A 15,791-nucleotide genomic window follows, 5' to 3' on the forward strand; every position below is an offset into this window, starting at 1 on the left:
TCTGTAACGGGAAGGTTGTTTTTATAAGGAAATCCAATGGTGTTTTTTCGAGCGGCTTTATTAGGTAGTGCATTTTTATTCTTTAGTGCGTTGAGTCAGGCGCAGGACAGTGGTTATTACGGAGCTGCATCTTTAGCTCAACTGAATGTTGATACGGAACTGGAAGGTACTCCTTCATTTACTCCGCATGTGGTCAACCTGATGTTGGGCTACCGCTATAGCAATAGCCTTTCTGCCGAAGCTCGTTATGGCTTTGGAGTACACAGCAGTAGTGATAGGGGCGTCAAGTTTGAGACCGATTATATAACCAGTCTATTAGCGAAGCCGCGCTTGTATTTGTCGCCAGAAGTTGCGTTATACGTGACCGGTGGCTTTTCCCGTGGGAAGTTTATGGTAGCTGGTGAAGATACAACGTTAAACAGCGTGAGCTACGGGGGCGGAATTCAATATGACCGGAACCCGAGAACCACTTATTTTATCGACTGGATAAAGCTGATTGATAAAGACGAATACGAGATTAATACTTTAAATATTGGTGTGACTTATCGTTTTTGAAGTGGACGTGAAAAAAAGGGGCTGTGATAGCCCCTTTTTTAATTAGAAGTGCCATTTAACCAAAAGGTTAGGGTTTTTCTCTGTCACGCCGTCAATATAGAACTTATTACGCCAGTAAACATACTCAATACCCACGTAAAGAGGTGCCGATAGCTCAAAGTAAGGGGCAATGTTCCACTTTAATTGAGAAGTGAAGTTAAGGTTCGCCGGGCCAACGTTGCTGATACCTGAAGCGTAATCAATGAAACCGTCAAACATCCACTGTGTTTCACCAATAGAGAAAGGTAAGCCCCAGCTGGCAGTCAACTGATAGTTATTTGGCAAGCCATCGTTATTTCTTTTATAAGCATCAAGCTCAAAGAACTGGAAGCCGGGAACATCAAATGCGGCACCAATACCGTATAAGTAATTGGTAAAACCGTCACCGACCTCAGCCGTTGTGGTGAAGCTAATATTTTTTACCGGATTATCGTCAAACTCAAGCAGGTAGAATTCAGGTGAAAACTCGATATAGGTTTCGGTATCGCCGTTATCCGATTCCAGTCTGTCAGCAAAACTGAATATTTTGCCCCAACTATATCCGCCAACGTACTCCAGGGTGAGTACGTGACGATCGGGATCGCCGACTTCGTAATCGCTTCCGTTGAGATAGGTAAGGCTGGTGTCAGACCAATAACGTTCGGCGTTCACAGCAAAAGGAAATGAGCTGCACAATAGAAGTACTAATATCAGTTTTTTCATCGGGTATAACCTAAAAAGCAGTTAGCTGAGTTAAATTTGAGCGGATTATACGGGACTGGGTGAGTAAGGTTAAGTAAATATCTTGGGTTACGGACTGTTATTATCTCGGTAAATTCGGTACATTACAAAAAGCTAACATTTCTTTTGCGACTTAGGCCGAGCAAGCATGCATGCGTGATCAATTTTTGTTAAAGCAGTACATTAATACGCTTGAATCTGCAGCTTTGTGCGCGCGACTGTCGCCAAACGGCAACATTCGCTGGATGAGCTCTTCTCTCCATAAATTATTAGACATTCATTATCTGAAGCAAACCACGGCTTTTTCTGCCTTCCTGCATCAAGACAACCGTAACGATATAATGGGTGCGATAAAACAAGCGACAGACAGTGGTGAGGCCTGGAATGGTTCACTTTGCCTGAATAGTAACAGTCGCAGCAATTGGTGTCGGTGTATGGCTATCCCTCTGTACGGAACCGATGGTCACTTAACCGAACTGGTTTTACTGTTTCAGGATATTTCGCGTGAAATGTACCTTGACGAGCTATTGCATGAAGCCCGGTTTGATCAGGTTACCGGGCTTGCGACACGAGTTGATTTATTGAATGACCTTAAACGTGTTGGCACACAATGTCTTGCCGTTATGGATATTCGTAAGTTTAGAAGCTATGCCGACTATTACGGTTTAGAGTTTGGTGACGAATTACTGCGCCAGTTTAGCCACTGGGCATCTGAGACTTTAAAAAGTAAACACGTAAAAATTTATCGACTGTATAGCGACAAGTTTGCGCTTATCCCGGATTTTAGAATGATCCCTAATTTGTTCGAGGATCACCTGCTCAGCTTCTATCAGTCATTGCTATCAAAGAAGTTCGTGATTGGCAGTAGCGACATTGCGTTGGATGTTGCTATTGGCATGGGCGTTGGTCGTGGTAAGCAATTGCAATTGGCAGAAAGTGCGTTATCAAAAGCAAAAGTTATTTACTCGGGTTACAAAATTGAAGTGGTTTATGAAAAAGAATTTATGCATGAGAATAAAGTGAACTGGATACCGAAGATTCAGTCCGCTTTGACGGATCATCGCTTTGTGAACTATTACCAGCCCATTAAAAGTACAAAAGAAGGGCAGCCGAATTATTACGAAGCGCTGGTGCGGTTAAGAGATGATAACCACGATTTAGCCCCCGGATTGTTTCTCGATAAAGCAAAAGCAACACGTTACTACTGTGAAATTACGCGCTCTGTCATTGAGCAGGCGGTTCTTACCTCAGAACAATACCAGGTTGCCATTTCCGTAAACTTATCAATAGAAGACATTCTGAATGAAGAAACCGTAAGCTTCATCCATTATGTGCTTGCTGAGCATAAGAAAGCTCAGCTTATTTTCGAAATTACGGAAACTGAATCAACTGAGGACTTCACGAAAATCCAGTCCTTTGCGAAAGATGTTCGACGACTAGGCGGCCAAATTGCAATTGATGACTTTGGCGTTGGTTACTCTAATTTTTCGCGGCTGATACGCCTGCGTCCGGATTATTTAAAAATTGACGGCAGTATTGTTCAGAATGTATTACATGACCCGACAAGTGCCAGTATTCTCAATGGCCTAATTAGTATTTGTAAAGAGTTACGTATTCCTATTGTGGCGGAGTTTGTCGAGAACGAAGACGTGAATACCTACCTCTGCGACCAACAGATTGAATATCTGCAGGGATACTACATTGGCAAGCCATCCCCGGAAGTGAACCGCGTATTAAATTAAGCCTTTTTGATTTTTAAAACACATAAGGTCAGGAAAAGTCACTGCTATGAATGATTTCATTGAAACTTATGATAATGCTCTTTCGAGCGAGTTGTGCCAGCAACTCATCGATGTTTTTGAACAGTCCCCTCACACCTTTGATGGCCGAACGGGTGGTGGGGTGGATACCACGAAGAAGGTCAGTACCGATTTATCGCTCAATGCCCACCCGGAGTACCAGGAATTATTGCTGAAAATTCAGCAGACAACAGCACGTCACGCGCTGGAGTACTTTAAGAAGTATCGATTTGCTTTAATTGGGCCTGTGGCACTGACACTGCAACACCCGAAAACAAAACAACCTGTTGCTTTAACTAATGATAACTTTGATGAAGTTGCGAAAGGCAACGAAATGGCAATTATGCAAAAGCTGTTTCGGGTTGGCGCAATACAAATGCAGCGTTATAGAAAAGGCAAAGGCAATTACAATTACTGGCATTGTGAAGCTTATCCGCAAAAAGGATCTACTGAACCATTGCACAGAGCTTTATTGTTTATGTATTACCTGAATGACGTGGAAGATGGCGGAGAAACGGACTTTTATTATCAGAACCGTTCGTTACACCCTAAAGCGGGTCAAATGGTGATAGCACCTGCGTATTTTACTCATACTCACAGAGGAAGAACGCCGGTTTCTAACGATAAATATATTCTTACCAGTTGGATTCTGCACAGTCGTGCAGAGCAATTATTTGGCGCATAAAAAATCCCCCAGCCGGGAAGGCTGGGGGCGAACATTATTATTTAATGTCTTCTTCACTTAGGATAGTCACTTCCCCAAGGTTAAGTTCACGAATCTTATCTTCAATTTCAGCTAAGTCGCCAACAATAACCCAGGTCATAGCGTCAGGTTTTAGAACCTTATCGGCATTTTCATGAATATCGTTAAGGGTAATAGCGTTGATGCGCTGTCCATAACCTTCCAGGTATTCAACGTCTTTGCCTTTATTGAAAGTACTGACCAAACCGCTAAGCAGGCTACCCTTCGTTTCGTACGCGCCAGGTAATTTAGCTGTTTTATTAGCTTTCACCTTGGCAAGTTCGTCTTCTGTAGCAGGCTTATCGCCTTCGTATTGAGTAAACTCTTTTACGATTTCCTCAACAGATTCTTTGGTCTTGTCCGTTTGTACTGGTGCCAAAGCCACTAATAAGCCCGGACCTTCGTTGTCCAGCCAAATTGAGCGAGCACCGTAAGACCAGCCTTTATCTTCACGTAAATTCATATTCAGACGGCTGGTAAAACTACCACCAAGGATGGTGTTCATAACATCGATGGTGTCAGCGTTATCAACCTGACCAGAAGGTGCCAGCTGTCCGGCTATAATTAAAGACTGTGGGTTTCCTGGCTTGTCGATAAGGAAAACACGGCTGGTTCCAGATGCCATTGAAGCATCAAGCGACTTTTCAGGCTTGTCAGAAGCCGGAGCCTGCCAACTAGAGAACTGCTCTTCTAATAGTGACTGCGCTTGCTCAACGGTTGTATCACCAACGATAACCAACTTTGCGTTGTCGGGACGTAACCAGGCTTGCGCATGCTCGACCAAGTCTTTACGAGTTAAAGACTTGATAGACTCAACCGTACCTGAACCCGTTAACGGCTGACTATAAGCGTGACCTTCACCGAACATCAAGCCCGGAAGAACACGTAGAGCCTGAGTTTGAGGGCGTGCCTCTTCCTTGCGAATGCCTTCTATCCAGTTTGAACGTTTGCGTTCAATTTCTTCTTCAGAGAAGGCCGGATTTTGTAGAACGTCATTCATTAACGCCAGGCTTTCAGCGAAGTTAACGCTGAGTGTGTCCATGCTAATACGTGAGCTATCGAGACTGGCCGAGGCATTTAAGTTGGTTCCTAAAGACTCTAAGCGCTTATTTAATTCTAGTGCACTCAGGTTTTCAGTACCTTCTTTTAGCATCGACATGGTGTAACTTGCTGTACCGAGTTTACCGCCAACATCTGAGGCATAACCACTGTCAAAAACCAGACTCATTTCAATAGTTGGTGTATCGCTGCGCTGTGCCAGATAAACTTCTAAACCATTGGACAAAGTAAATTGCTCAACTTCTGGCAGCTCTAATTGTGGTAAGTCGCCGACATTTGGTAGTTGTGAACGGTCTGCATTGGTCTCTTGCGCAGTGTAGTTAGGTTGTGGAACGACATTAAGAACGAAGTCACCATGACTTAACCACTGTTCTGCAGCGTTTTGCAGGTCGTTGGTTGAAGCTTGTTTAGTCCACTCCATTTCTCTTTCGTAAAAGCCCGGGTCATTATGATAGACCGCGCCAGAGGCGAGTATGTCGGACTTGCCACCGAAGCCACCGACTTTTTCAGCGCGACGAACAAAATCTGCCGTAGTGCTGAACTTAGTGCGTTGTAATTCTGCTGCTGTCGGGCCTTCTTGTATTAGGCGCGCAAGTTCTTCATCGATAATTTTTTCAATTTGTTCAAGTTCAACACCAGGCTTGGCGTCGGCCGTGATCATAAATTGACCGGCCAGTTTGCGACCGTACTGGAAGGCTCCTACAGAACTGGCAATTTGCTCGTTGTAAACTAAACGTTCATACAGTCGTGAGTTTTTACCGTTAGCTAAAATATCGGCCAGAAGGTTAAGGTACTCAGAGTCAGCAGTTCCCATTTGTGCGGTATTCCACACTTTATAAACTCGAGGAGCCGGAACGCGATCCTCCATGGTTGCACGTTTTTGTTCGTCGCGCTTAGCAACCCAGGCTTCATGCTTCTTCAATGGCTTGCCAGGTCCGATATCGGCAAAGTATTTAGTGACTTTCTCCTTTGCGGTTTCCACATCAATATCGCCTGCCAATACCAATACTGCATTAGCTGCGCCGTAGTAATCTTCAAACCACTGGTGTACGTCGTCCAGAGAAGCTGCGTTTAAGTCTTCCATTGAGCCAATAACAGACCATGAGTATGGGTGACCTTCAGGGAAGGTTTGCTCGGCGATATAACTCCAGGCTTTACCATAGGGCTGAGCTTCACCTTGACGTTTTTCGTTTTGTACAACGCCACGCTGCTCATCGAGTTTTTCCTGAGTTACTGCTCCCAACAGGTGACCCATACGGTCAGATTCCATCCAAAGTGCCATATCAAGTGCTGGCGTAGGGACATTCTCAAAGTAGTTAGTACGGTCATTGTTAGTGGTGCCGTTCATTTCGGTAGCACCTGCGCGCTCAAAAGGACCGAAGTATTCGTCATCGTAGTTTTCGGTACCATTGAACATCAAGTGCTCAAATAAGTGAGCGAAACCGGTTTGTCCGGCTTTTTCATCTTTAGAGCCAACGGCGTACCAAACGTTTACCGCAACAATAGGGGCTTTGCGATCTTCGTGAACAACGACAGTTAAGCCGTTATCTAAAGTAAATGTCTCGTAGTTGACCTTTACTTCGGGAAACTGTGATTGGCTAACAGCCTGTTGGTTATTAGCTGATTGGGTTGACTGGCAACCTCCGAGAAGGGCTGTGGCTACCGCAACAGCGGTAATTGTTTTCATCATTTTCATTGTAGTTCCTGAATTATTTTTTATTAAGCGCCATTACTATACGAGAGTCATCACTAATATGCCTGCTTATGTTCAGGCTAAATTGTAACGAAATTAAACATATGGAAACTTGTGCTCAGATATTGTGAGAATAAAGGTAGCAGTCAAGTCTTTTAATTACGCAGACAATCAAGGATAATTGCGCGCGGTTTGCAGCAAATAGAAACGGAAGCTTGTGAGTAAAATAACAGTGATAGCTATAGCTGGCGCTTCAGCGTCAGGAAAGAGCCTGTTTGCCTCAACGGTGTATCAGGAGTTGGTGGCTGAGTTAGGAACTGACGGTATTGCTATTCTGGCCGAAGATGCTTACTACCGTGACCAGAGTCATATGACCATGGAACAGCGTGTTTTAACCAACTATGACCAGCCTGCCGCTTTCGAACACGATTTGCTGATGCAACATTTGCGGCAGTTAAAAGCCGGCGAAGCCGTTGAGATGCCGCAGTACAGCCACACTACTCATACCCGGTTGGAAGAATCAATACGAGTTGCGCCCGCAAAAGTTGTGATGGTTGAAGGTATTTTGCTGTTAACTGATGAGAAGTTACGCGAGCAGTTTGATATTTCGGTATTTATGGATACGCCATTGGATATTTGTTTGCTGCGTCGTATCAAACGCGATATTGAAGAACGTGGGCGCACTTTGCAGTCGGTTACTGAGCAATATGAGCAGTATGTTCGTCCCGCATTCTTTGACTTTATATTCCCGTCTAAGCAGTTTGCTGATCTCGTTGTCACTCGCGGTGGTCAAAACGAAATCGCCATTGATATTATAAAAACAAAAATACGTCAGTTGCTGGCGGAATAAAATTGGTTCTTTTATGAATAGTATTCTCGGCGTTGCCGTCATATTTATCGTTGCATACTTGGTTTCAACGAACCGTAAAGCTATCCGCTGGCGTACCGTTTTAGGTGCTTTTGGCATTCAGGTTCTGTTGGCCGGCTTTGTTCTCTACGTACCTATTGGACGGGAACTTTTGTTCAGTTTCGCGCAAGGTGTTTCTGCCGTTATTGGTTATACCAAAGCGGGTATCGATTTCTTGTTTGGTAATCTTGCGTCCGAAGAGTTTGGTTTCGTATTCGCTATTCAAGTTCTTTCAGTCATTGTTTTCTTCTCGTCTCTCATTTCTGTTCTGTATTACCTGGGCATTATGAAGTGGGTAATTCGTATTTTAGGTGGTGGCTTGCAAAAGTTGCTTGGTACCAGTCGGCCTGAATCGATGTCAGCTGCCGCTAATATTTTTGTCGGGCAAACCGAAGCACCTATGATGGTAAGACCATTTATAGGCACTATGACGCGCTCAGAGCTGTTTGCGGTCATGGTTGGTGGTATGGCGTCGGTGTCTGGCTCGGTTTTAGCCGGTTATGCCGGTGTTGGCGTTGAGTTGAAGTACCTGATTGCAGCAAGTTTTATGGCAGCTCCGGGCGGTTTTCTCATGGCAAAAATGATGATCCCCGAGTGTGAAAAACCACGTAACGACCTGGAAGAAGTGGAAGTAGAAGATAATTCAGCGAACGTTATTGATGCCGCAGCGCAGGGCGCGTCCAGCGGCCTTCAACTGGCTATGAACGTGGGTGCTATGTTGCTGGCCTTTGTTGCACTTATTGCATTGGTTAACGGTATCTTTGGCTGGGTTGGCGGTTGGTTTGGTTATTCTGAACTGACCTTACAGCAAATTTTCGGCTATGTATTTCAGCCGGTTGCCTATGTATTAGGAGTTAGCTGGGACGAAGCGAACCTGGCGGGAAGTTTTATTGGCCAAAAGCTGGTGATAAACGAGTTTGTTGCCTACCTGGACTTCGTTAATTATAAGGACCAGTTGAGTCAGAACTCTCAGGTGATTATTACCTTTGTCCTGTGTGGTTTTGCGAACTTCTCATCCATTGCCATTTTACTGGGTGGGTTAGGTGGTATGGCGCCCAGCCGACGCCATGATATTGCTCGCTTAGGCATGCGTGCCTTATTGGCAGCGACTTTGGCAAACATGATGAGTGCCGCCATCGCCGGTTTCTTTGTTTCGTTGACCTAAACCAAACCCAAGGCGGGGCCGTATTTAACCGCGGTCCCGCATGACTCCTTCCTGAATCGTCGACGCAACTAACACACCATCTCGCGTGAAAATTTGCCCACGAACTAAACCGCGTTGACCGCTGGCTGAAGGGCTGTCTATTGCGTAGAGCAGCCAGTCATCCATGCGGAAATCGCGGTGAAACCACATGGCATGATCAACCGTAGCAACCTGCATGTTGGGTTGAGCAAAGCTGACGCCATGAGGCTGCAAGGCTGTCGGCAAGAAGTTAAAGTCTGACGCATAAGCCAATAAGTATTTATGAACGCGTTGATCATCCGGCATATTGCCGTTTGCTCTGAACCAGACGTAGCGGCGCGGCTCATCTTTTTCCGGCTTAAACGGGTTGTAAGGAGTCACAAACCGCATTTCTATGGGTTTGTCGCAAATGAACTTTTTGCGAAGTGGCGCCGGTATCAGTTCTTCATGCTCGCGATAAATATCCAAATCTGAAACTAGACCTTCAGGGCCGGGCACTTCAGGCATAGTGTCCTGATGCTCATAGCCATTTTCCTGCTGCTGGAAAGATGCAGTCATGTAAAAAATTGGTTTACCGTACTGTATGGCTTTGACTCTGCGGGCTGAAAAGCTTTTACCGTCGCGGATGGTTTCCACGTCGTAGACAATCGGTTTTTTCGCATCACCCGGACGCAAAAAATAACTGTGAAAGGAATGGCAGACGCGCTCTTGCGGTAATGTTTCTTTAGCCGCCGACAAAGCTTGTCCAATAACCTGTCCACCAAAGACAGCGCCAAAGCCTAAATCCTGACTCTGTCCACGATAAAGACCATCCTCAATGCCTTCGAGGGTCAGTAAGTTGAGTAAATCGTCGAGTACCTGACTCATCCATTATGTCCTTATTGATTTCGGTAAGACTGACGTTCTGTTGATCTTAAACGCTTTTTAAAGACTATGTAATATAAACACAATTTATAATAAAAATAGTTGCTTAACTGAGTACTTAACCATCAGTTAATTGGCACAAATCTTTGATTTATGTTTTCATCAAAGCACAATTTCAATGGCTGAAACGGTTCAGTTTGTCTATATTTAAAAGACCGTTGAGCTAAAAACTACGCTTTTGGAAGCGAATGGGAGAGTATCTATGTCAGGCAAAGACAGTCTGAAAACCTTAAGTTCGTTAGACGTTAAAGGAAAAACCTTTCATTACTATAGCCTGCCTAAAGCAGAGGAAGCCTTAGGAGACATTTCAAAGCTTCCGGCTTCAATGAAAGTGTTGCTTGAAAACCTATTACGAAATGAAGATGGCGAAACCGTCACAAAAGACGATTTACAAGCCATGGTTGACTGGTCGAAAAAGAAAAAAATCGACCGTGAAATTCAATACCGCCCGGCGCGGGTTTTAATGCAGGATTTTACCGGTGTTCCGGGCATTGTCGATTTAGCGGCAATGCGCGACGCCGTAGCCAAAGCAGGGCATGACCCTGAAGTCATCAACCCGTTGTCACCGGTCGATTTGGTGATTGACCACTCGGTCATGGTCGACAAATACGCGACGGAACAAGCCTTTAAGGAAAACGTCCGCTTTGAAATGGAACGTAACAAAGAACGTTACGAGTTCCTGAAGTGGGGGCAGGGTGCCTTTGAAAACTTTCGTGTGGTACCACCGGGGACAGGCATCTGTCACCAGGTAAACCTTGAGTATTTAGGTAAGAGTGTCTGGACGAAAGAAGAAGACGGTAAAACTTTCGCCTACCCCGATACCTTGGTTGGTACCGACTCACACACCACCATGATTAACGGTATTGGCGTTTTAGGCTGGGGTGTTGGCGGTATCGAAGCCGAAGCTGCTATGTTGGGTCAGCCGGTTTCTATGTTGATACCAGAAGTTGTTGGCTTCCGTATGACGGGCGCGCTGAAAGAAGGTGTTACCGCGACGGATTTAGTCTTAACCGTAACTCAAATGCTGCGTGAAAAAGGCGTAGTAGGTAAGTTTGTTGAGTTTTATGGTCCTGGTCTGGACAACTTGCCGTTAGCTGATCGCGCAACCATTTCAAATATGTCGCCGGAATATGGTGCAACCTGTGGTTTCTTCCCGGTCGATGATGAAACCCTGCGCTATTTCCGTCTGTCAGGTCGTGATGAAGAAACTATTGAGCTGGTCGAGAAATACTCTAAAGCTCAGGGTTTGTGGCGTGACAATGATAACGAACCTGAGTACACCGATACGCTGGAATTAGACTTAAGCACCGTAACGGCTTCTCTGGCCGGCCCGAAACGCCCGCAGGATCGGGTGAATATGGAGCAGCTTGGCAGTAACTTTGACCTGATACTGGAAACTAACGGTAAGTCAGGCGAGAAAGACAAAGAAGTAAAAGTTAAAGGTAAGGATTATTCCTTATCGCACGGTGATGTTGTCATCGCTGCTATAACCTCTTGTACCAATACGTCAAACCCGAGCGTCATGATGGCAGCAGGCTTACTGGCTAAGAAAGCAGTGGAAAAAGGGTTGGTTCGTAAGCCATGGGTGAAATCGTCATTGGCTCCGGGTTCTAAAGTCGTTACTGATTATTTCGCAAAAGCTGGTTTAGACGAGTACCTTGATAAGCTTGGTTTTAACCTGGTGGGTTACGGTTGTACCACTTGTATTGGTAACTCGGGCCCGCTGGACGATGAAATAACGGAAGCCATTAACGAAGGCGACTTGACTGTGTCTTCGGTATTGTCAGGGAACCGTAACTTTGAAGGCCGTGTTCACCCTGAAGTTAAAGCGAACTGGCTGGCTTCACCACCGCTAGTGGTTGCCTATGCTTTGTCGGGTACAACGCGCACTGACTTGAGTAAAGATCCTCTGGGGAAAGACTCAGATGGTAATGACGTATTCTTAAAAGACATCTGGCCTAGCAGCGCAGAAATTGCTGAAGCTGTGAAAATGGTGGATAACGCGATGTTTGGTAAAGAATATGGTGAGGTCTTTGAAGGTGACGAAGAGTGGCAGTCAATTAGTGTTGCAGAAGGCAATACCTATAACTGGCAGGACGATTCTACCTACGTCAAGAATCCGCCGTTCTTTGAAGGTATTGATAAGCCACTGCAAGCACCGAGCGACATTAAAGACGCTAATGTTCTGGCCGTGTTCGCTGATTCAATTACTACGGACCATATTTCACCGGCAGGCTCTATCAAACCGGACTCACCGGCAGGTAAGTATCTGCAGGAAAATGGTGTAGAAATTAAAGACTTTAACTCCTATGGTTCGCGTCGTGGTAACCATGAAGTGATGATGCGTGGTACGTTTGCCAATATTCGCATTAAAAACCAAATGCTGGATGATGTCGAAGGTGGTTACACCAAGTACATTCCTACTGGCGAGCAAATGGCCATTTACGATGCCGCCATGAAGTATATGGAAAACGACACGCCGTTGGTTGTATTAGCTGGTAAAGAGTACGGTACTGGCTCTAGCCGTGACTGGGCAGCGAAAGGTACAACGCTGTTAGGGGTTAAAGCGGTACTGGCTGAAAGCTACGAGCGTATCCACCGCTCTAACCTGGTTGGTATGGGTGTTCTACCGCTACAATTTGCTGAAGGCGAAGGTGTTAAAGAGCATAAGCTGACCGGCGAAGAGCAGATATCGATTTTAGGCCTTGATGACAACCTCAAGCCTGGACAAATGCTGAAAGTTGTTGCTAAACGCAAAGACGGAAGCGAAGTCGAGTTTGAGGTTAAGTGCCGTATCGATACAGGTAATGAAATGAGCTACTACAAAAGTGGTGGTATCTTACATTACGTATTGCGCGGAATGCTTAAATAAGCGTCGCTATACTGAACTGAAACCCGGCCGTTGTGCCGGGTTTTTTTATATCATTAAGCCACGGCCGCCGTCGACTTTAATGGACTCGCCGGTAATAAATGGGTTGTCGCGTAAAAAGCGAACGGTTTCTATCATGGGTTCTAAACCACCTTCAACTCGTAACGGTGTTTCATCCAAAACTTGCATACGATGCTCTTTATCATGTTCCGGTAAAAAGAGAATGGGCCCCGGCTGAATTGCGTTGACTCTTACCGATGGGGCTAAGGTTTTAGCAAATGACTGAGTCATATTGGCCAGTCCGGCTTTAGCTGCGCAATAAGCAATGTAATCGGTGGAGGGGCGATCAGCGTATATGTCCGTTATATTGATGACGAGTCCGTTTTCCGACTGACTTAGCTGCTGCTGAAGGCCGCTAATAAGCATGTAAGGGGCTATCCCGTGTACCTGAAACACGGCAGCAAGCGCTTTATTGTCGTTATCAACGGTTTCATTATCGAAGAAACAGGATGCATTATTGACCAAAAGCTCAATCGAATCAGTGGCGTTACTGATTGTTTTTATCATGCCCTGAATACTTTCTATATCGGTAAAGTCTGCCTGCACCGCTGTGGCACCGAGCGACTCTAACTCGCTTATACCGTCGCGTGAACTGTTGTAGTGAGCAAACAGTTGATAGCCTTCAGCCAGCAGCGCCTTTGATAGCTCAAAACCAAAGCGGCGGCCTGCACCTGTAACGAGTGCTGTCTTTTTCATGAGGCAATTCCTAAATCCGTTAGTAACGAGGTTAAGTAATTAGGTACTTTGGGGTTATCACTTACCTTTCCCAGAATATCGATATCAATTGTGCGGTCTTTAAGGCTTCTTTGTGGATCAGAACGGTCACGTCCCAACGCCTCTTCAATGCGATTAAACTCTTGTTTAAGTTGCTCCGCGCTCATCGATGTTTGAATAATGAATAGGGCATTCAAAAAATCTCTTTTGGTATTCATATTCACCGGACGCGTAGGAATATTTCGTGAAAAGCTTATATTGCCGGATAAAGCTTCAAGAGCAGCTCTGGCTTTAGGGAAGTGACTCTGTGGTTCTATATTGGAACCTAAACTGCATAAATATTTTTGCATTGACTCATTGACCGCTAAACGTAAATAAGATGTTGAGATAACTACGGCTTTAAACATCAAATAGATGACTGCTTCAAACAGTTGAAATTGCGAAGTTCTGCTGATAGCCTGAAATTTCAACTGATATTGGTGAGCAGAAGTCTTAATGACGATACAGAAAAACTGCTTTAACTATCGCTATATATTGTTGGTTTTATGTTTTTTAAGCGTATTGCCGACCACCACGCTTGCAAGCCCCCTGAAGCTAAGCGGGCCTGACTCTGTCGTCAAAGAAGGCTATTTTACCGTTTCTGTTAGTACCACTGCTGCAGCCGAGCTTAACAGAGTTACCATTGAAGTTGCCAGTGATTCAGAGTTCTCGGAAAATACTAAACAGTTTCCTGCTTTAGGCGACTTTAAAGACATTTCATTAACCGGCTTTAGCAATGGCTCCTACTACTTGCGGGCAAGAGCAGAAGACGCTAAAAACCAAACTTATCTCAGTAACACCATTGAAATTACAGTAAAGCATTACCCACTTTGGCAGGCTTTAACGCTATTCTTTATTGGTCTCGTTATTTTTATCACTTTGGTGGCAACGCTGTTGTTGCTGCATCGCCAATGGATACATTCTAAACACCATAAGCATCATGACTGAGTTCGCACTAGAGACGAGTACGGGTATTACAATTATCATCCTGTTCGGGGTGTTTTGGGTTGCCTTTGGTTATTGGCTAGGACGCAAAAACCGTAGCCATGAAGACTTTGCTTTAGCGGGGCGTAATGTTGGCTTCGCATTTGCGGCGGCAACCGCTATGGCCACATGGGTCACCAGCAACACCACGCTGGTAGCGCCACAACTGACCTATCAGTTTGGGATTTGGGGAATGATAGGTTATTCCTTTGCAGCCCTGGGACTTATTCTCTTCGCTCCAATGGCCAAGCGAATTAAAGAGTTGCTGCCTAATGGCTACACCTCCGGCGACTTTGTACGCCTGCGCTATGGCAACCTGGCCTGGCTTGTTTTTATTATTATTTCGGTGGTGTATGCGTTCGGTTGGTTAATCAGTCTGGGCATGGCAGGTGGCATTTTACTGGAGTCGCTGAGCGGTCTTGATTACCACATTGGCATGACAACCATACTGACCATTTGTGTCGGTTATACTTTATTTGGCGGTATGCGGGCTGTAATAGCTACAGACTTTATCCAGGCCTTGATTATTATTGTTGGCGTCAGTTTTATCGCTTATTGGCTGATTGATAACGTCGGACTGTCTAGCATCCACAGCAATTTAACGGCTGAACACCCACAGTTGCTGGACCTGCTATTTCCTGCAGCCGTCATGTTTTTGTTCAATAATATTTTCTTTGGGCTTGGTGAAATTTTTCACTCCAATGTCTGGTGGTCGCGTGCGCTTTCTTTCAAAAAGAACGTTGCCTACAAAGCCTACTTAACAGGGGGGCTACTGTGGTTGCCCATTCCGATTGTAACGGGCTTTATTGCTCTTGCGGCTCCTCAGCTTGGAATATTTCCGCCAAGCCCGGATATGATAGGACCGACCGTTGCAGCAGCCGTACTCGGAAAAGTCGGGGCTATTGTTGTCTTTATCATCATTTTTTCCGCACTGGCGTCCAGTCTCGATTCCTTACTTGCAGCGACATCAGACCTGGTGACACAAGATATTTTCCATAAGCGGCTTAAGCCAAAGGCAAGTGACAAAACCTTAATGCGCTTTAACCGCAGCTGCATCCTGGGCTTGGGCATTCTGACCTGGTTGCTGTGTTTGCCGCGTATTGCTACGTTAGGTGCTTTACTTAATTTCGCCGGTGCTTTTGTCGCCAGTACTATCTGGCCAATACTGCTTGGGCTTTATCAACGCAGATTAACAGGCGGTTATGCAGCAGCGGCTATGGCATTTGGCACTCTATTTGGCATGCTGGGCTATTTCGCTATCGGATTTTATGTAGCGGCACTAACGTCTTGCGCGGTATCCGGGCTGATCTGTTTAATCGGTATTATCCGTAGCGATAAAAAGTTTGACTGGAACCAGTTAGATGAAGGGGAACAAGTTCATGCTGATTAGTGAAGTCGCTTTTGAATGGATGATTTCTCTGGCACTGGTTATGACCTGTGCGGCCCCGGTTTTGTTACTGGGTCTTTTTATTAAAGATTTTATTTCTAAAACCATATGGTAATT

At 45.3% G+C, this 15,791-nt stretch carries 14 protein-coding genes; 9 read left to right on the top strand and 5 right to left on the bottom strand.

The features are described from left to right. Nucleotides 1-36: 36 nt before the first annotated feature. Nucleotides 37-555: a porin family protein gene (locus K5X84_RS04925; RefSeq protein WP_199494709.1), complete on the top strand. Its 519-nt coding sequence runs from the start codon at nucleotides 37-39 to the stop codon at nucleotides 553-555. Nucleotides 556-597: 42 nt separating this feature from the next. On the opposite strand, the gene K5X84_RS04930 is transcribed toward K5X84_RS04925, so the two are convergent. Further along, complete coding sequence (locus K5X84_RS04930; protein ID WP_199494708.1) at nucleotides 598-1,296, bottom strand: nucleoside-binding protein; 699 nt, start codon at nucleotides 1,294-1,296, stop codon at nucleotides 598-600. 170 nt (nucleotides 1,297-1,466) lie between these two features. Here K5X84_RS04930 and K5X84_RS04935 point away from each other — a divergent pair, with 170 nt between their 5' ends. Then, nucleotides 1,467-3,056, top strand: coding sequence for an EAL domain-containing protein (locus K5X84_RS04935; RefSeq protein WP_222236821.1), 1,590 nt, complete (start codon nucleotides 1,467-1,469; stop codon nucleotides 3,054-3,056). Nucleotides 3,057-3,102: 46 nt separating this feature from the next. Then, nucleotides 3,103-3,798, top strand: coding sequence for a 2OG-Fe(II) oxygenase (locus tag K5X84_RS04940; protein ID WP_222236822.1), 696 nt, complete (start codon nucleotides 3,103-3,105; stop codon nucleotides 3,796-3,798). Nucleotides 3,799-3,835: 37 nt separating this feature from the next. Here the strand turns inward: K5X84_RS04940 and K5X84_RS04945 are convergent, their stop codons facing one another. Continuing rightward, the gene (locus tag K5X84_RS04945) at nucleotides 3,836-6,610 is read right to left on the bottom strand and encodes a M16 family metallopeptidase (protein WP_222236823.1); all 2,775 of its coding nucleotides are present in this window, start codon (nucleotides 6,608-6,610) and stop codon (nucleotides 3,836-3,838) included. Between the two features lie 214 nt (nucleotides 6,611-6,824). On the opposite strand from K5X84_RS04945, the gene udk reads away from it, so the two are divergent. After that, the gene (gene udk / locus K5X84_RS04950; protein WP_054487310.1) at nucleotides 6,825-7,457 is read left to right on the top strand and encodes a uridine kinase; all 633 of its coding nucleotides are present in this window, start codon (nucleotides 6,825-6,827) and stop codon (nucleotides 7,455-7,457) included. Between the two features lie 13 nt (nucleotides 7,458-7,470). Next, on the top strand, nucleotides 7,471-8,679 hold the full coding sequence (locus K5X84_RS04955) for a NupC/NupG family nucleoside CNT transporter (protein ID WP_054487312.1): 1,209 nt from the start codon (nucleotides 7,471-7,473) through the stop codon (nucleotides 8,677-8,679). A gap of 24 nt (nucleotides 8,680-8,703) precedes the next feature. Here K5X84_RS04955 and tesB read toward each other — a convergent pair whose 3' ends face one another. Continuing rightward, nucleotides 8,704-9,564, bottom strand: coding sequence for an acyl-CoA thioesterase II (tesB, locus tag K5X84_RS04960; RefSeq protein ID WP_054487313.1), 861 nt, complete (start codon nucleotides 9,562-9,564; stop codon nucleotides 8,704-8,706). Nucleotides 9,565-9,823: 259 nt separating this feature from the next. On the opposite strand from tesB, the gene acnA reads away from it, so the two are divergent. Next, on the top strand, nucleotides 9,824-12,493 hold the full coding sequence (acnA, locus tag K5X84_RS04965) for an aconitate hydratase AcnA (protein ID WP_054487315.1): 2,670 nt from the start codon (nucleotides 9,824-9,826) through the stop codon (nucleotides 12,491-12,493). A gap of 45 nt (nucleotides 12,494-12,538) precedes the next feature. Here the strand turns inward: acnA and K5X84_RS04970 are convergent, their stop codons facing one another. Continuing rightward, nucleotides 12,539-13,246 carry an SDR family NAD(P)-dependent oxidoreductase gene (locus K5X84_RS04970; RefSeq protein ID WP_199494974.1) on the bottom strand — a complete coding sequence of 236 codons (708 nt, stop codon included), beginning with the start codon at nucleotides 13,244-13,246 and terminating at the stop codon, nucleotides 12,539-12,541. Further along, nucleotides 13,243-13,671, bottom strand: coding sequence for a 2-amino-4-hydroxy-6-hydroxymethyldihydropteridine diphosphokinase (gene folK / locus K5X84_RS04975; RefSeq protein WP_244994830.1), 429 nt, complete (start codon nucleotides 13,669-13,671; stop codon nucleotides 13,243-13,245). Before folK ends, K5X84_RS04970 begins: the two co-directional genes overlap by 4 nt. An 88-nt stretch (nucleotides 13,672-13,759) precedes the next feature. Between folK and K5X84_RS04980 the strand changes: the two genes are divergently transcribed. The 3 genes from K5X84_RS04980 to K5X84_RS12560 are packed head-to-tail and all read left to right on the top strand — an operon-like array spanning nucleotide 13,760 to nucleotide 15,789. Further along, a complete protein-coding gene (locus K5X84_RS04980) occupies nucleotides 13,760-14,251 on the top strand; it encodes a hypothetical protein (protein ID WP_054487319.1) in 492 nt (163 codons plus the stop codon). Further along, entirely contained in the window at nucleotides 14,244-15,677 is a 1,434-nt protein-coding gene (locus K5X84_RS04985; RefSeq protein ID WP_222236824.1) for a sodium:solute symporter family protein, read from the top strand. Before K5X84_RS04980 ends, K5X84_RS04985 begins: the two co-directional genes overlap by 8 nt. Then, nucleotides 15,667-15,789, top strand: a complete 123-nt coding sequence (locus tag K5X84_RS12560) for a hypothetical protein (protein ID WP_263621029.1) — start codon at nucleotides 15,667-15,669, stop codon at nucleotides 15,787-15,789. The genes K5X84_RS04985 and K5X84_RS12560 overlap by 11 nt, the downstream gene beginning before the upstream one ends. The last annotated feature ends 2 nt before the right edge of the window (nucleotides 15,790-15,791 follow it).

It is taken from the genome of Idiomarina abyssalis, assembly GCF_019797805.1.
Classification (GTDB): Bacteria; Pseudomonadota; Gammaproteobacteria; order Enterobacterales; family Alteromonadaceae; genus Idiomarina; species Idiomarina abyssalis.